This is a genomic window from Pseudomonadota bacterium (assembly GCA_018823285.1).
In the GTDB taxonomy this organism is placed as follows: domain Bacteria; phylum Desulfobacterota; class Desulfobulbia; order Desulfobulbales; family JAGXFP01; genus JAHJIQ01.
Genome location: JAHJIQ010000045.1, coordinates 60033 through 76930, shown reverse-complemented (window position 1 = coordinate 76930; position 16898 = coordinate 60033). Strand labels below are relative to the sequence as shown.

Genomic DNA, 16898 nt, shown 5'->3' with positions numbered 1-16898 from the left:
TCAGAACAGAATCTAATGTGCAAAATGAAAAAAAGAAAATAAAACACCTACTCTCGTGAAATTATTAAATTTTTTCTTAACATGGGCTTTTTTTTCTGGTAAAAGAGCTTAATGCGGAATAATAATCATTTCAATATGTTAGCCTTAAGTGATCAATTAAATGGTTTTCAGGGCTTGATTTCACAGACATCAATTGAAGCAAACCGGTGCATTGAAGTGGCCTGCGGGCGGGATGTTCACCCCCAACCACTCCGGCGCCCTGCTTATATAATGGAAATAATTACTGAAATTATTTAGAGACTTTTCTCACGAACATCAATGCCCTACAGAAAAAAGTTCCGGCAAGGAGAAAGAGGATGAATCGAAAAAGCGTTTTGATGAAATTGGCGTTGCTGGGGAGTCTCTCAGCAGCCATTTTCATGTCCGGCTGTAACTCGCAGGGGGTCGCGAAGCTGAAAAAAGCCACCCCGATCATTCCGATTCAGGAGTATGAAAAAATGCTCCTCGGCAAGCTCACCGCCGACTATGTCGGCAACGAGAACTGCCTGAAAGGATGCCACGACCACGACAAGCTTGCTCTCGACTTCAAATCAAGCACCATGGGCGACCAGCTGATCCAGTCATCATCTGGGATGATGATCGTCGACTGCGAATCCTGCCACGGCCCGGGCAGCGAGTTGATGGACGCCATCCAGGGCCTTGACGCCAAAAAAGATGCCAGCGAGATCATCAAGGCCCACAAGGAAAACCTTCTCGACCTGCCCAACCTGCCGGCCGGGGCCAAGTCGCTGATCTGCCTCAAGTGCCATACCGCAAACGCAACCTTTAATATCCACAACTGGAACGGCGGAATCCATGCCGGTAACGAAGTCTCCTGTTCGGATTGCCATCCGATTCACGGCAGTTCGGACCTGATCCTGCCACCCCGAGAAACTTCGGAAACTTGTATGGAATGCCATATTGAAGAGAGCGCCAAGTTCTCCCTGCCCAGCCATCACCCGGTGAAAGAGGGCAAGATCTACTGCACCGACTGCCACGACCCGCATGGTACCGAAAACCCGAAGCAGCTCAGAAGAATGACCGAGCGGGAAACCTGCGGCCGCTGCCACACCGAAAAAACCGGCCCCTTCCTTTACGAGCATGCCGACAACACCGAAACCTGCTCCACCTGTCACAGTCCGCACGGTTCAATCAACAAGAGCATGCTGAAACTGCCGGTGACCTTTCTCTGTAAGCAGTGCCACGGCGAACACCGTAATAGCGGAACTGACGACATCTCCGAAAAAAGCAGAAACTATACCAGGTGTACCGACTGCCATTCAAGTTTTCATGGCACAGACACTCCTGGCGTAAACACCGGGGGGGCTTTTACAAGATGAAAAAATTTATCTCACTTCTAACTATTGCTGCATTACTGAATCCGGTCGGCGCGACCATCTCCATCGCCGACTTTGGTGACATGAGTGATCAGGTTGAGTCAACCCTTAATATCTGGATTGGCGGCTACCTTTCTGAAACTGACAACACGGTAGTCCCCTCTTTTGCTGATAATTACTCACAAACCACTGCACTATTACCCGAAGCTGCTGGTCGGGTCGCCTCCAACAAAGCTGCCGAATACCATTCGCTCGACAGCTCACCCAGCGGCGGCATCCTGTTCAAGGACGCTCATGCCCCTAATCGTATCCACCTGGAATTTGACTTCGAGGACGAAGACAGCTGGTTTGGCGACCTCCGTTATTCCTACCAGGATTACTTTCTATTGAGGGTTCTGCCGCGACGCCTGCGCCACAACCTTGAAAGTCTCACCCTGTACGATTACGACCCGGCAGGTGGTGGCACAAACATTCAAATTCTTGATGACAGCAATACAGCGAGAATCATAGACTACGGACTGACTATGGATATCGACGAATATCGTGTTCGTCTGAAAACTCCGAATTTTCCATTACATATCTACAGTAACGGCGAGATTGTCAAAAAGAAAGGCATGAGGCAGAATCGTTTCCTGGGTGGTGCCGCTCAGTTTTCCAATAGGGTCAGGGTCTCCGAAGAACTAGATATCGATCAAGAGAAGCAGGAATTCACCATCGGCACCAACGCCCATCTTGGTCCGATCGAGTTCGACCTTTCGACCCAGAAAAGAACTTTCGAATCCGATGCCATCACCCCAATCTATACATATACATTTGGCGATAGCCCGCACCACGCTATCCCAAAGCTTGAGGCTACAACGAACACCTTGAAAATACACACCTCTCATTCAGGAAGGATATTTGCCTCAACCACGTTTTCCGAAATAGAGAAAACCAACGAAACGAGTCAGGCGGAAGCGGAAAATTCGCTGGGCTATGGTGAATTGGTCTGGCTGCCGGCCTCCTACGTCTCCTTCACAACCAAATACCGGCATCAAAAAAATGAGAACCAAGCCCCACTGACCGTTGATGCCATCGGCTCTGGCGGCACACTTGTGACCTATTCAGGTGTGGAACCAGGCGTTGATTCCACCACGGACACGGCAAGTCTAAGCGTAAGATACTCACAGATTCCAAGTACAAATATCAAACTTTCATATATCAACAAGATCAAAGAGGTCGATGACGCATCGGCCCTGATCTGGAGTCGCCCACTCAAACAGACCAGCAATATTTATGAAATGGGAATTACCAACTGGGCCATCCCCAAGGTTCGAGTTACGGCTAAAGCCCGTCACACTAATCTTGATCAAGATTTCGGACAGCAATACGGCATTGAGGCAGTATCTAACGATCCGGAAACGATCAACCACGGGAATCTGGGCATTACCTGGGTCATCTCACCGAAAGTTGCAGCCTTTATCAGCGGCATTGTAACCAAGGAAGAAACCGACGACCTGAGATTCGTTGGCCTTGATGAGCATCGAGCGGCTGAAGCTTTAAGGCAGCAGTATCTAGCCAGCATCGCATTTATGATAAATGACAAACTCTCAATTACCCCATCCTATACATATATTCTTGATCAGCATAAACGAGATATTATTTGGGAATCCACAATTGAGACTGCAGATCCTGACGGCACTACAACCGGCGATGTGACCGGTGCATTTATGGGTGTTTCTGATACTTCAAACCAACAGAAAGCCCACAATTTTTCACTTAGTGTAATGTATTCGCCAACCAAAAAAATGGATATCAACGCATCCGTCGACTTCACAACTACAGAAGGTACATATGAACCGACATCACCAGTAACTCTTTATAGCCGTACTAATGATGGAATTCTCGCCAATATTCCATTTTCCTATGATACTGCAGAAGCAGCTCAGTTCTCCTACACCAAGACCCAGGAAATCAACGTCAGGCTTGATACCGATTACGAGATCGGACACGGCTGGGGAATCGGGGTTGATGTGCAGTATGTCGACTGGAAGGATGACTCCTTCGACAACCCCTCGGACAGCACTTATATTGGCGGGCTGGTCAAGATCACCAAAACAATCTTCTAAAACGGGCTGCACACTGAAACCATGAAGAAAATTATTCTTGGGATTATAGTTTTTTGGGCTGCGGTTGCACCCGGTGCGGCTTTGGCGGAGGTGGTGGGGGCGCTGATGCCCTCGCGGAACGTGCCATACTTCATGCTGGTCCATGATGCCTTTGTCAAGGAACTGAAGGCCCTGGGTTCCGATGCCGAGGTGATTCTGCAAAAGCCATCCGCCAATGAGCTTTCCTGGCGAAACGCCACCCGGAAGCTGATGGTATTGGAAGCCAAGGTGATCGTGGCTTACGGGTCCGATACCGCACTCGCCATCAGCACCGAAAACAAAACCATTCCGGTAGTATATACCGGCGCTTATGACCCCGAAGGCATGGGGGTCAATGCAGAGACGGTCACCGGGATGAGCGCGACCGTTCCATTAAAAGGGCTGATCGGCAACCTGAAGAAGATTTCCGATTTCAAAACCCTCGGGATCCTCTACTCAGGCACCGAGATGGGTTCGGTTCGCCAGATGGAATCAGCGGTCACCCTTGCCGAAGGGATGGGGGCAAAAATCCTCCGGATCAATACTGCTGAGGCCGACTTCTCTAATCTGCCGGATACCGATGCCATCCTGTTGACCTCTGCCGCAGAGATCAACCAGAAGAGCAATCTGGCGAAAATTATCGACAAGGCCAGGGCAAAAAAAATGGCTACCGCTTCAGTCCTTTGCGGCACCTGTGAAAACGGGGTCCTGATTTCACTTTCCGCCAACCCGGAACACCAGGGCCAGGGCGCGGCAAAGATGGTGGCAGCGATTCTGAAAGGCACCAAACCTTCAGATATCCCTGCCGACAAGACCCCTAAAGTTGAGATGACCATCAACCTGAAAGAAGCAAAAGATCTTGGCCTCAGCATCCCCTTTGAACTCCTGGGGACATCAAAGGTGGTCAAATAGTCATCATTTCAGATCTATCAATAAACTGATAAGTTATCATAAAGGGCCGGCGGAAAGACCTCCGCCGGCCCTTTATGTATTTCTGATGATGAGTCCGTCAATTGTAGTTCCCCACGGCAGATAAGCGCTAGACTTCGAGGCACGGTGAATCTCCGTATGGGAAGTTACTTACATCAGATTCGCTCACTAACCCCGCAGCAAGTAGGAAGCCAGCGACACTCCGGGCTGCGGGGAATGCGTTTCGCGATGCATGTTCACAACCCGTGACACTTCAGAAGCTTCCTCACCAATTTATAAAATCATCTTGAAACGGTGGGAACCCTGTCTGTTTTTTTGATGAATGGAAAGATACTCAGGGGTATGAAAAGTATAAAAGTACGGGTTATGCCTGAGCCGTCACCCCGGCATGATGTAAGCCGGGGTCGAGGACGGAAATGAAATCTGAAAACAACTGAAGATGAACACAAGATTTGCTCATCTTCAATTTGCAGTCACTCCATCAACTTGCAATCTCAACCCTGAATATCTCAAGCGGTTCTTTGCCGAAATCATCCCATTCAAACTCAATCTTGTAACTTCCGGGTTTGGTCAGTGAATCACTGATATCAATGGTGACAGGTTCCAGCTCTCTGTATGAAGAGACTTTATCTGCTGTTTTACTGAAATCAGCAGACTTCCATTTACCGATTTTGACAGGCCTGTCATTCTGATTAATCAGCCAGATCTTGCCAAAGGTATCATTGGAATGCCGGCCGGCGGCATAAAAAGTAAGCGTGGTTTTTTTGCCCAGTTTGTCAAGGTTGAAGGCATAAGCATAGTTCTTCCGGACAGATTTTGGCCCGGCAATTCCCCTTGTTTCATCAACATGGGTCCGGGCACTGGTTCTCGCAGCGGCAGGTTTTTCGGCCGCAGCAGAAGAAACAGAAGGTACCGGCAATGCCGCCACCGGTTTCTCGACCGGCTTTGACGCAATAGCTTGAACAGGCACTGCGCCAGGCTTTGCGGTCTCCACGGTTATTGGTACTATTGTGGGTGCTGTTGTCGTCACAGGCTCAGGAACCGGTTTTGTGATCGGCCTGGTCGCTGCTACCGGGAGTGGTTTCGGGGCAGCAGGCCTGAATTCCGGCGGCGGGGGTACGGGATGAGTTTTGGGAACCACCGGTTCAGGTGCCGGTTTGGCTTCCACCCTCACAGCTTCCGGTACGACAGCCACCGGTTCTTCAGTTACAGGTTCCAATCCGGTCCTTACAATGGGCACCGGGACCGCTTGCGGGGCTGGAGGTTTGGCAACCGGAGCCACCGGTTCAGACTTTACAGCAGCCACCGGAACCGGCGATTCGCTCAAATCTTCCGGGACACGGCTCCCCCCCTTAACCATTTGGGGAGGAGGATCAATAAAAGCGGGTTCCTCGACCACAGGGGCAGATTCGATTTGTTTCTCTACCCTCCGGACAGCTTGAGGCGGAACTTTATCCGGCTCCGGCAGAGGAATAGCGACGACGGGGACAATATTCGGCAAAGAAAGCGGCACTACCGGCGGCGGCACCTGGACAAGAGGTTTCGCTGACTGTTCAGTCTCAACTTTCTTTTTTTCCGCAGTAACTGCCACCGGCTCAGATTCCCGAACAGGTATTGGAGTAACCGGAGGTAGTGGTTTTACTACAACCGGTTTTTCTTCTTCAGCACTTTCCCGGGAAGCAACAGGGGCCGAAGAGAACACCGACTGGACAACTGATGAATCCGCAAGCTCTATCCTTGCTTTCCTTATTTCACTTCTGACCGCATTGACACTGTTTCTGGTCTGCATATTACTGCGCAGATTGTTCTCAAGAGAGGTCAGCGCCTGAACATACTCACGGAGAAGATCGCTTGTCCCCTGCCGACCGGGCAATCCATCTTTTCTGGCGATGAATTTCTCTCGAAGAGCGATCAGTTCCGGCGGTTCCTTGTATTTTTTATCCTCGTCCCCGGAAGATGGCGCCGGTTGAGACGCCGCGTCATCACCAGCCACGCCGGAGGCAATCTTGCTGTTCACTTCACGCAATTCCTTGCGGACTTCATTCACCTCGGATCTGCTCCGCATATTGCTGAGCATGTTACTTTCAAGAGACGTGAGCTGCCGGGCATACTCCCTGAGAATATTGAGCTTTTCACCGGCACTCCCCGCCCCTTCCAACTGAATCGCGTAAGAGCTCTGAATTTTGATCAACTCGGGTGGGGCAGCAGCACTGGCTTCCATTATCGGGAGGATGAGTGCTAGCAGGGAAACCTGGAACAGCAGCAGATATTTGTTGGTTCGCATTAAAAATCTCCAAAATGAATCTGAACAGACAAAACAGACCGGTGCTCACTCCAAAAAAACGTTATTCCACCTAAATACCAAGGCTTACAGATAATAACATCATCAAAATCAGAATGTTAGATAATTCTACACCCCCATGACAGATTGCCTGGGGTCAATATCACTCTACCCCCCTGACTATTTACAATTTTTCTATATAACATATTGTATTTACTAATCAAATCAAATAATTACAAGATAACGGCAGAGCAATCGCTCAACACAAAACATCCTCCGGCTTTGTTTTGTTTTTTTTATTGTTAAATTATGTTGTTCCGCAAGTCATCTAACAATATTTCCCGAGGGAACCCGAATGAAAAGCTATCGCAAGGAATTATGGTTCCAGATCCCGTCTCGAAGAGGGCTGGTCAACATCACTCCGCAAGTTGAACAATGCCTGCGGGAAAGCGGCATCAGAGAAGGCCTCCTGCTCTGCAATGCCATGCACATCACAGCCTCGGTCTTTATTAACGATGACGAATCAGGGCTGCATCACGATTATGAAGTATGGCTCGAAAAACTGGCCCCGCATGAACCTGTCTCCCAGTATCGACACAACGGTCATGAAGACAACGCCGACGCCCACCTCAAACGTCAGATCATGGGTCGGGAAGTGGTTGTAGCCATCACCGACGGGCAGCTTGATTTCGGAACCTGGGAGCAGATTTTTTATGGAGAATTTGATGGCCGGAGAAAAAAACGGGTCCTGGTTAAAATCATTGGTGAATAAACAAAGTATCCAGCAATTCACCATCTTTGATTGACTTCCATTCGATATCTTTCAGAAGCAGGTTGTTTAGTAATTAATTAAACGCTTGTATTTCGCCATAATATTTTATATAATGACCGTTTGAAAACTGCAGTAGTTCGCAGGCATTCTCATGCCATTCAACTTACCAAAGGGGGGAAAACCTGAATGAGTCTCCGCAATCAACTCTGCGCCCTTTTCCTGCTGGCCACATTCACTGCCATCACCGTGCACCCTGTTCATGCCGCCGATCTGAACAACCTGGTCTTGATTCAGAAAAAATTTGCGGCATCCATCAGACCCCAGTTTGAGGCATATTCCCGGGAACTCTCAGAGCTGGAAAAAACCATCGCCGGTCAAAGCGACAATACCGGTCTGACCGAAGTTCGAAACGAAATCCAAAGAGTCGACGTTCAGCTGAAAAGCCTTACCGCCCTCGCTAACTACCAGCCTGTGGTCAATCCTGCCGTCGCTCCAGAACCGGAAAAGACTCCTGCCCCGGTTCTCACGAAAACTATCGAGAAGGCGCACCAGCCCACAACCCATGTCAACAACACCAAGGGTTTTGCCGGAGCCCCGAAGTTCTCCAAAAACAACATCTATTCCTTCAATCTCCCGGAAACCGGCAAACAGAGCAATCTGACTTTTTACGCCACCGGACGCCGGTCGGTCGAAACAGAAGGGCTGGTATGGCTGATCGGACCGGACGGCAAGAAAGAGAAGGTGACAAAATGGAAAGCAAAAGATTTCAAGTCGTCGGCCACGGAAATAAAATCATATGAGAAACTCGACCCGATCACGGAAGACATTTCGGATCTTGTTGCAGAACCCGGACAATACAAAGTTGAGTTCGAATGGACCGGAGGCATTGATCCGCTCGTGATCTTCCGGGTTGAATTGACCTCCTGATCCATTACACTCATTCCGTACGCAATACAAAAGAGGGGGCGCCGTTTTCATAACGGCGCCCCCTCTTTTTTTTTAACTTTGCCCCTCAGCAGATAGCGACTTCGCTGAGCAGAATCAGCATGATGAATACCCACAGCTGATACACTGATTGCACCCGCCACTTCTTCGCAGTGAAAGCTTGCCACAGGAGGGACAGGAGGTGTAGGTGGATGGTTCCACATAGGGTGCCGGATCACCCTCAACCTCATTTTCCGAGCACTTGTCGAGAACCTTGGCAAGCGCAGCGGGAATTGAATAGACCCTGCCGATATTGCCGTTCACCCAGGCGCCATCGGATGAAATATCTTCAAGTGTTCTGGCAATCTTGCCAACCAGCCGGTAGTCGTGCTGCAGCGCAACTGATATGACCCGACCCAGGGCTTCGCTCATTCCATGCAGCGTTGAACCGGACTTGGTCGTGTTCAGGAAAACTTCCCGGACATGCCCCTGATGTCCTCGGTTGGCGGTGATATAAAGCGGGGCCGGGCCACGCCATTTAAATGTGCTGCCGGTTCGTTCGTCGAGATCGGTGAACTCCCTGGCACATTCCGCAATCTTCCCGGTCTTGTCGGAGAGTACTCCTTCCATGGAAGAATCACGGAACATCGTAATCCCTTTCAGGTTGCTTTTCCGGGCATACTCCAGAAATTTGCGGATGTCGGCAACTGTCGTATCGGCCGGCAGATTGATCGTTTTCGAGACGGCCGTATGGTTGAATGCCTGACACGCCTCAAGGATCCGGATCTGCTGATAGGGATCAATCTCATGGGCGGTCTGGCTCTTGACCCAATCGAGTTTGTCTTCAGTGTATGAATAGAATTCAAGCGGCACCAGCGTAAATTCTTTCCAGGACTCATCGATATCCTTGACCTTGCGGGTCTGAATCATGGAAAAATAGGGTTCCACCCCGGTACAGGCGACCCGCATCAACTGGGAAATCGATCCGGTAGGCGCCTGTGAGGTGGTGACGGAGTTATACAACCCGCCCAGTTTCCTCAGAGTGGCAAAAATTGTCTCGGTTCTGGCAAGCCACGCATCCCGCGCGCCAATCTCGGTTTTTATAAAGGCCAGCGCTTCATTCTCGATCTTCTCAACGTATTTTTCGTTCCATTTCTGCGGTTTTAAAATCCGGCCCTGTTCCTTGCTGAAATCTGCATATTCAAGACTTCCCTGCATGGAACCGAGCATCAGGGCGAGCTGGGTCGCCTTGGCAAAAAGCGGCGCCTCATGCTCATCGGCATAGGAGACATCAAAGTGGTTCATCGAATGATGCAGACCGGTAAAACCAATCCCGATCGGACGGAATTTAAGCGTGTTCTTCTCGATCCTCTTGATCGGAGGGAAGCCGCCCATATCAAGAATCTCGTTCCCGGCAATCGCCGCAATTCTCGCCGAATCAAAAACCTTTTCCAGGTACTCGTCCATCGTTTTAGCAAGGCATTTCGGCAGACTGACGGTAAGAAGGTTGCAGGCCGTATCCTTGGTTGACAGATATTCTCCACACGGATTGGAGAATACCGGATTGTGAATGGCCGGAACCGGTGTGTTCTCCATACTTTTCTTGGTGAACAGCAGCCCCGGATCGCCCGACTTCCAGATGTACTCGGCAATGGTCTGCAGGAGTTCCTCATTTTCCCAGAATTTATCATCGGTCACGTTCACGGAAACATTACAGCCGGTATATTTTCCTGGATTATCGCCTTTGAAGCTGATGAAGTCTTTGATATCCTTGATATCCCAGTCCGCCTGGATCATCAAAGCCCCGCGGCGTTTCCCGCCCTGGCTGATCCGCGCCGAGAGATGAGAAAACCCCTTGGCAAAAGAAACCGGCCCGGAAGCCGTTCCCTGGCCGTTATCGACGATCGTGCCGCGGGGCCTCAGGTTGCTGACATCAATGCCGCCACCACCGGCATGCTGAAAAATGGTAACCAGGTCTCTTTCCATGTCAAAAATCGCATCGGTCGAATCAGCAACGTCTCCGAGGGGGTAACATGAATAGTATCCTTTCCTGGCAGTATACTGGTTTCCGCCGTTCATCAGAAACGGAGTTGCGGTAATGATCCGCCCCATCGACAAGGCTTTACCAACATCAGGATGGGCGAATTGACCACTGACCCGGATCATCACCTGGGAAAAGTCATCCTCCAACGGTCCGCCGGTTTTAGGGTCCCGGACAGAATAACGGGCCTGGACGAGATATTTTTCGAAACGTTCCCATTCCTGCAGGGCTTCATCGTAAGAGATCGGCAGTTCCATTGATAACTCCTTGAATATATTGATGATTTTTTCCTGGAAACGACAAGACACCGGCAAAAGATTTTCTGCTGGTGGATGTGCTTCTGATGATTGAAAATCATACCAGAAAACCGCATTTTCACGAAGTGAAAAAATCAATTCCGCAAATAAAATATTAACTTATTGATTTTACTAACTAAAATCATTTCACGATCATTACCAAAACCGTTTTCCGCGATTTCGGCATACTATATATATACATCCCGAAAGAACCAACAACACTACTTGTTGTATACTCGTTTATTTTCACGGGCAGGTTGAGACCATCATTTACCGGGTGTATTTCCACAGACCTGTTGTCGAAAATTGATAAATTCTTATAAAGTCACATACGTCAAGATTGGCCAACGACAGATCAAAGAAAGAGAGGCGCTGGCCGCTCGTCTCGTGCTTTTACGAAACCGGCAAAATTGATGCTCCCCGCAGCAGGTAAGAGCCGGACTTCGAGCCACGGAGAGTCTCTGGAGGAGGGTTGCCTGCATCAGATTCGCTCACTAACCCCGCAGCAGATAGCGCAGACTTCGAGCTGCGGGAAATGCCTTTCGCTGTGCATGTTCAACACCTGAAGAGTGGGCGGAAGGCATCCGAAACGGGGGAGGATAAATCCTTTGGCGGATGACCCGGTGGAAACAGGTCAATCCTGGCGGGGCATCGGCAGGCGGATAACAAAGAGGGCGCCGCCTTTGTCATTGGTTTTCGCAAAAATATCACCACCGTGGCGATGCACAATCTTTTTGCAGGTGGTAAGCCCCACCCCGCTCCCCTCATATTTTCCCTTGCCATGCAGCCGGACAAAAGGGTCAAAAATCCTGTTCTGATCTCCCGGATCAAAACCGATCCCATTGTCGTCAACCGTAATTTCACAGACTCCCTTCTCAACTGTACGGCTTTTGATGCAGACCGACAACGGCACATCTTCCCGGCGATATTTAATCGCATTGACAATCATATTCTGGAAAAGCTGCCGGATCTGCACCGGATCCCCGTCCAGTCGGTGATGAATCTCAATACTGATCCTTGCATCGGCATCCCTGATCATTTCTTCCAGATCAGCGACCACATCCCTGACCAGTTCATCCATATCAAGTGACTCAAAGACCCTTGTACTTGTGGTTACTCTGGACATCTCCAGCAGCGCATCAACAAGTTCCCGGGATTGCCTGGCCGCCTTGACGATCCGTTTCAGATATTCATTGCCCCGTTCGTCAAGCGCCAGGGAATATCGATGCAGTAATTTCTCTGCAAAAGCCGTGACCAGCATCAGAGGTTCTTTCAAGTCATGAGAGGCGACGTGGGCAAACTGCTCCAGTTCGGCATTGGACCTTTTCAGGGACGCGGTCATCCGGACCAGCTCCATCTCGATCTGTTTCCGCTCCGATATTTCCACCTTGAGCCTCTCGTTTGCCTCTAGAAGCTCTTCCGTTCTTTCATCGACGAAATCCTCAAGCCAGCACCGATAGTCATCAAGCTCTTCTTCGATACTCTGGAGTTCCGAAACATCCCACAAAAGACCGTCTGCAACCTGCTCTCCTTCAACCTCGATGACCTTATCGGCCCGGTCATGAAGCCATATCCAGGCGTCATCATCCCCTCTGAACCGGTACTTGATGTCATATCTTGCACCTGAGGCAAATAACAGCTCATAGGCTTCCCGCACCTGTTCAATATCGTCCTCATGCACCCTCTCAAACCGGTCTCTGCCGAGAAGACGATGCATCGCGGTATGGCAGATTTTCTCCAGATTTGGACTGGCGAAGATCAGACGTCCTGCCCGGTCGGCGCGCCAGGTCACATCGGGGAGATTTTCGATTAAGGAACGATATTTCTCTTCGCTCTCACGCAAGGCCGCTTCAAATCTTTTGTAGCTGGTAATATCCTCAAGAATTACAATGCCGCCCCGCCCCCCGTCTTCAATAACCCCGAGAGAACTTCCACCGAGCCTGACGGTCCTGGTTTCCGAATCTTTGCCCCCTTGAACCGGCACCGTGATCTCGATTTCAAAGTTTGAAAAAGAGCCACCGGTTTGGATCATCTCCTCAAGGGGGCAGTCATCACAGAACTTCCCGCCGATTATTGAACCGCAGGTCGAACCAAGCACGGCTCTCGGTTTTAAGCCGAAAAAAGAGGTGAAGGCTGGATTGACATCGATAAAGCGAAGCTTCTCATCAACCACAAAAGCCGGCTCACTCATCCGGTAGAAGACCGTGGCATATCGTTTTTTCTCCCGCAGGATAAAGCGCCTGCTCTCCTGGCGCTCCCGGTGATACCACTGGTTCTGATGCCGGAGCCATTCCCTGACGACTCCGTCGACCAGACCGGCGAAAAAACCTTCGGTAGCGAGAATAGCTGAGCGGACAGTGACCGGATCTTTACCGGAATCAAAAACAATCTTGATGAAATGTTCTTTTATCAGGTTGCAGCAGGACAGAATATTCGGCAGCGCGATGCTGTCCTGCCAGAATTTTTGGACAATTCTTTTGTCGGAAGAAGTGAGACGGCAATGAAGTTCCGGGGATGGCGAATCAGCGTCCACGGTCCCAAGAACCCGCGGCAATCGCTGGCGGGCAAATTTGAATAATTCATTTCGGGCGAGATTTTCTTTACTGACCGGATCATCGGTTGCGCTGCAGCAACTTATTTCTCCATCGTGTGCGGGAGGCTCAGAGCTTTCTACAGCGCTTATGATCCGTAAAAGATCAGCCATACTTTTTTCTTTCCCTCTCTCGCATGATCAACCTGAGAGGAGATTTGTCAAGACCGAGACCATCCCTGAAGCGATTGGCCAGGAAGCGGTAGTAGGAAAAATGGACACCCTTCGGATAGTTCACAAAAAGAACAAAGGTCGGCGGACGGGTGGCAACCTGGGTCACGTAGTAGAACTTCAGCCTGCGGCCTTTGTGCATGGGAGGGTTATGTTCCTCCACGGCCTGCTGCAAAACCTTGTTGAGCCGATTGGTGGTGAATTCCAGGGAGAACTGTTCAAAAACACCTCTGATTGCCGGGAATATACTGCCGACTCCCTTACCGGAAAGGGCGGAGAGCGTTAAAGAAGGGGCATACCCGATGAACCGGGTCGCCTTGTCGACATCATCTTTTATCCAATCCTGCCTCTTTTTGTCACCTTTGACCAGGTCCCACTTGTTGATCACCACAATACACGCCCTGCCCCGGTCAAATGCATAACCGATGACCTTGGTATCCTGCTCCGTTATTCCCTCGCCGGCATCAATGAGCAACAGCGCGAGATCACAGCGCTCCAGGGCGGAAAGAGCCTGCATCACGCTGAATTTCTCAAGCTTCTCACTGACCTTGCCCCGCCTCCTGATCCCGGCGGTGTCGATCAGCAGATATTTTTCACCATCTTTTTCAAACAGGGTGTCAACTGAATCCCGCGTGGTGCCGGGAACCTCGGAAACAAGCATCCTTGCTTCCCCGAGGAGCCTGTTGATCAGAGAGGATTTCCCGACATTGGGGCGACCGATGCAGGCAACCGAGATCGCACCCTCAGCCGGATCATTCTGCTCGGCAGAAGGGGTCACAAGAATTTCCAGCAGGGCATCCATCAGGGTGCTTATTCCATAACCGTGGGCAGCGGATACCGGCCAGAGCGTGTCGATCCCGAGCTCATAGAACTGCGGGACCAGCAAATCTTCGGCTTCCGGGCCATCGACCTTGTTGACCAGAAAGAACACCGGTTTGCCTGATTTGCGCAACGATTGCGCCACCAGAAAATCCTCGTTTGCCAAACCCTCACGCCCATCGAGAAGGCAGAAAACCACATCAGCCTCCTCAACAGCGAGCCAGGTCTGCTGCCGCATCCCATCAACCACCCGGGCCTGAGCCTCAACCCCGATTTCCCTGGGAAAGGCCATTCCGGTTTCACCATCTTTCGTCGGCGTCGGTTCAATGCCTCCGGTATCCACCAGGATAAACTTCTGCCCCTGCCACTCTATCTTTCCATAATGTCGGTCTCTGGTGACACCGGGGGTCGAGTCGACAATCGCCTCTTTCTTCCTGGCGAGACGGTTAAATAACGACGATTTGCCGACATTGGGCCGACCAACCAGCGCAACTATTGTCAAACGATCTGATTTCATTTCTTTATCCTATAATTCATAATCTGAAAAAACAACGTAAAGTAAAGGGGAAAGGTCGGGACTACTGCTGAAACTCCGGGAGTCTACACGCCCAGATGATTTTCAAAGCCGGCGACCAGCGCCTGAAGGCAAGAAAACCTGCTGCCGGCAGGACGCGCGAGCATTTCCAGAAGAGACCGGGCTGCCGGCCTCAGATATTCCCGGAAAAAGGGCTTTCCTTTTTCGGTTGAAAGGAATGCGAACGCCCCCAGAATCTGCAGGTTGCGCTGCATGGCCAGCCAGTAATATCCTTCCACAAATCCGGCCCGGTCAAGAGGGATCAGCTCCGCCGCCCGATCAAGATAATACTCCAGAAGCACGTCCCTGACCTGCGAAGAGAGCCCTGCATATGGATCAATCAAAAGCGAAGCAAGATCGTATCCCAGGGGGCCGAACCTCCCTCCCTGGAAATCAATGAGCCTCAGCCTGCCGTTTTTGATCATGATATTTCTCGATTGGAAATCACGGTGCAGGAAAAATTCCGTCGACTGCCCACCGGCGAATTCGGAAAGGAGGATGAACTCCGCCTCCAGTTCCTGCGGCATGTTTTCGATTCCCATGATCTTCCGGCAGCAGGAGTCAAAAAAATAACCCGACTCCCGCTGCAGCATGGTCTGGCGATCATAGAGCGGATTATCCCAGGCCAGTTCCGCCTTGAACCCCCGATAACCATTGATCTGCATATTCACGAGCAGGTCAACGGCTTCCTTGTACACCCGCACCAGCTCACCCATCTCGACCAGTTGGGATATCTGATGGTGGAGCAGGATTTCACCGAGGTCTTCACAGAGGATTGACCCGGTTTCCGGATCATAAGCGATCATCTCGGGAACCGGCACCTCTCGCTCCTGCAGATGTCTGCCGATGCGCCAACCGGAACAGGCTTCCTTTTTTCCTTCCGCCCGGTTCAGGGCCGGCAGAATGATCATTATTGATGCCTGCTGAGAACTTGCCCTGATAAACCTCCGGTCCGAGCCATCACCCTTGAGCAGCGCAAAGAAACAACCCCGTGGAGGAAAACCGGACTCCCGGAGCAATGCCTCAACCGCAGAATATTCATGGCTTTCCATGATATCTCGAAGTTCAACCGACAACTATCGCATCCTCAAGAAAGGTTCCCTTTTCAATGACCGCTCCATCCCAGATCACCGATCTGGCGATATGAACCCCGTCTCCGATTCTCGCCCCGGTCCCGATACAGACCCAATCTTCAAACACAACATCTCGGCCGATTGAAACATCTGGCATGATCATTTTTGGTCCGGAAAAGGGGCCGATTGTCTCCTGCAGAAATGATGGGGCTTTTCCGGCAAGCAAATCCCGGTGCAGATTCAGATAATCCAAAGGCGTCCCGATATCGGTCCAGAAACCATCTTTCATTTCGATGGCGGCAATTTCATTTTTCCCGGATGCCGACAATTCCCGGTAGAGATCAATGACATCATAAAAAGAATCCTGCGGGATACTCTTCAAGATTCCGGGATCTATAACATGGATGCCGGTAAAGGCGAGTATTCTCTGACCTGATTCAGGGGGATTCTGCACCGCGGCGCGAAATCCTCTGACAAACCCATCTCCGGAAACCACGACATTGTTGAATCGTGGATAATCATGGACAACCAGAGACACCGGACACCCTGATTCATTATGGGACTGGACGATCCGGGAAAGATCATAGGAATGAAGAATATCCCCGTTTACGATCAGGACCGGCCCGTCGTTAAACTTCGGCTGCGCTTTTCGCAAGCCGCCGCCGGTGCCGAGGATCTCTTCTTCAAGCTGCAGAAAAACTCCCGGGACATGACCGAGCAGGGAAACAAACTGTTCACGCAAATGATGTGCGTTCACGACCACCCGGGAGAAATCTTGACGGTGTAATTGCTCCAGCAGATACACGATGAGGGGTTTACCGAGAACCGGGAAAAGAGGTTTGGGACGATGCCCGGTGTAAGGTTTGAGCCTGGTGCCCAGGCCGGCTGCCAGGATCATTGCCTGCATAATTTTTGCCCTTTCAGA

The 16898-nt window shown here is 50.7% G+C and carries 11 protein-coding genes; 5 read left to right on the top strand and 6 right to left on the bottom strand.

Features of this window, described 5'->3' with window-relative positions; genetic code table 11:
• The first annotated feature begins 356 nt into the window (after window positions 1-356).
• The 3 genes from KKG35_10820 to KKG35_10810 are packed head-to-tail and all read left to right on the top strand — an operon-like array spanning window position 357 to window position 4414.
• On the top strand, window positions 357-1379 hold the full coding sequence (locus KKG35_10820; protein MBU1738620.1) for a DmsE family decaheme c-type cytochrome: 1023 nt from the start codon (window positions 357-359) through the stop codon (window positions 1377-1379).
• On the top strand, window positions 1376-3484 hold the full coding sequence (locus KKG35_10815; protein ID MBU1738619.1) for a hypothetical protein: 2109 nt from the start codon (window positions 1376-1378) through the stop codon (window positions 3482-3484). Before KKG35_10820 ends, KKG35_10815 begins: the two co-directional genes overlap by 4 nt.
• Before the next feature lie 21 nt (window positions 3485-3505).
• Window positions 3506-4414, top strand: a complete 909-nt coding sequence (locus tag KKG35_10810; protein MBU1738618.1) for a hypothetical protein — start codon at window positions 3506-3508, stop codon at window positions 4412-4414.
• Between the two features lie 499 nt (window positions 4415-4913).
• Here KKG35_10810 and KKG35_10805 read toward each other — a convergent pair whose 3' ends face one another.
• Complete coding sequence (locus KKG35_10805; GenBank protein MBU1738617.1) at window positions 4914-6716, bottom strand: hypothetical protein; 1803 nt, start codon at window positions 6714-6716, stop codon at window positions 4914-4916.
• A gap of 352 nt (window positions 6717-7068) precedes the next feature.
• Between KKG35_10805 and KKG35_10800 the strand changes: the two genes are divergently transcribed.
• A complete protein-coding gene (locus tag KKG35_10800; GenBank protein MBU1738616.1) occupies window positions 7069-7485 on the top strand; it encodes a secondary thiamine-phosphate synthase enzyme YjbQ in 417 nt (138 codons plus the stop codon).
• A gap of 186 nt (window positions 7486-7671) precedes the next feature.
• Entirely contained in the window at window positions 7672-8412 is a 741-nt protein-coding gene (locus KKG35_10795) for a hypothetical protein (GenBank protein MBU1738615.1), read from the top strand.
• A 114-nt stretch (window positions 8413-8526) separates the two neighbouring features.
• Here KKG35_10795 and KKG35_10790 read toward each other — a convergent pair whose 3' ends face one another.
• From KKG35_10790 to KKG35_10770, 5 genes are all read right to left on the bottom strand, one after another.
• Window positions 8527-10707: a hypothetical protein gene (locus KKG35_10790; GenBank protein MBU1738614.1), complete on the bottom strand. Its 2181-nt coding sequence runs from the start codon at window positions 10705-10707 to the stop codon at window positions 8527-8529.
• Between the two features lie 673 nt (window positions 10708-11380).
• The gene (locus KKG35_10785; GenBank protein MBU1738613.1) at window positions 11381-13450 is read right to left on the bottom strand and encodes a PAS domain S-box protein; all 2070 of its coding nucleotides are present in this window, start codon (window positions 13448-13450) and stop codon (window positions 11381-11383) included.
• Window positions 13443-14843 (bottom strand): ribosome biogenesis GTPase Der, encoded by a 1401-nt coding sequence (gene der / locus KKG35_10780; GenBank protein ID MBU1738612.1) that lies wholly within the window; start codon window positions 14841-14843, stop codon window positions 13443-13445. Before der ends, KKG35_10785 begins: the two co-directional genes overlap by 8 nt.
• 83 nt (window positions 14844-14926) lie before the next feature.
• On the bottom strand, window positions 14927-15976 hold the full coding sequence (locus tag KKG35_10775; protein MBU1738611.1) for a phosphotransferase: 1050 nt from the start codon (window positions 15974-15976) through the stop codon (window positions 14927-14929).
• Window positions 15966-16880, bottom strand: coding sequence for an NDP-sugar synthase (locus KKG35_10770; GenBank protein ID MBU1738610.1), 915 nt, complete (start codon window positions 16878-16880; stop codon window positions 15966-15968). Before KKG35_10770 ends, KKG35_10775 begins: the two co-directional genes overlap by 11 nt.
• Window positions 16881-16898 lie beyond the last annotated feature (18 nt).

What these genes read in the sequence shown, in the direction of transcription:
- KKG35_10805 (MBU1738617.1), bottom strand. Translation starts at nt 6,716, where the DNA reads ATGCGAACCAACAAATATCTGCTGCTGTTCCAGGTTTCCCTGCTAGCA.
- KKG35_10795 (MBU1738615.1), top strand. Translation starts at nt 7,672, where the DNA reads ATGAGTCTCCGCAATCAACTCTGCGCCCTTTTCCTGCTGGCCACATTC.
- KKG35_10785 (MBU1738613.1), bottom strand. Translation starts at nt 13,450, where the DNA reads ATGGCTGATCTTTTACGGATCATAAGCGCTGTAGAAAGCTCTGAGCCT.
- der (MBU1738612.1), bottom strand. Translation starts at nt 14,843, where the DNA reads ATGAAATCAGATCGTTTGACAATAGTTGCGCTGGTTGGTCGGCCCAAT.
- KKG35_10770 (MBU1738610.1), bottom strand. Translation starts at nt 16,880, where the DNA reads ATGCAGGCAATGATCCTGGCAGCCGGCCTGGGCACCAGGCTCAAACCT.
- KKG35_10790 (MBU1738614.1), bottom strand. Translation starts at nt 10,707, where the DNA reads ATGGAACTGCCGATCTCTTACGATGAAGCCCTGCAGGAATGGGAACGT.
- KKG35_10800 (MBU1738616.1), top strand. Translation starts at nt 7,069, where the DNA reads ATGAAAAGCTATCGCAAGGAATTATGGTTCCAGATCCCGTCTCGAAGA.
- KKG35_10820 (MBU1738620.1), top strand. Translation starts at nt 357, where the DNA reads ATGAATCGAAAAAGCGTTTTGATGAAATTGGCGTTGCTGGGGAGTCTC.
- KKG35_10815 (MBU1738619.1), top strand. Translation starts at nt 1,376, where the DNA reads ATGAAAAAATTTATCTCACTTCTAACTATTGCTGCATTACTGAATCCG.
- KKG35_10810 (MBU1738618.1), top strand. Translation starts at nt 3,506, where the DNA reads ATGAAGAAAATTATTCTTGGGATTATAGTTTTTTGGGCTGCGGTTGCA.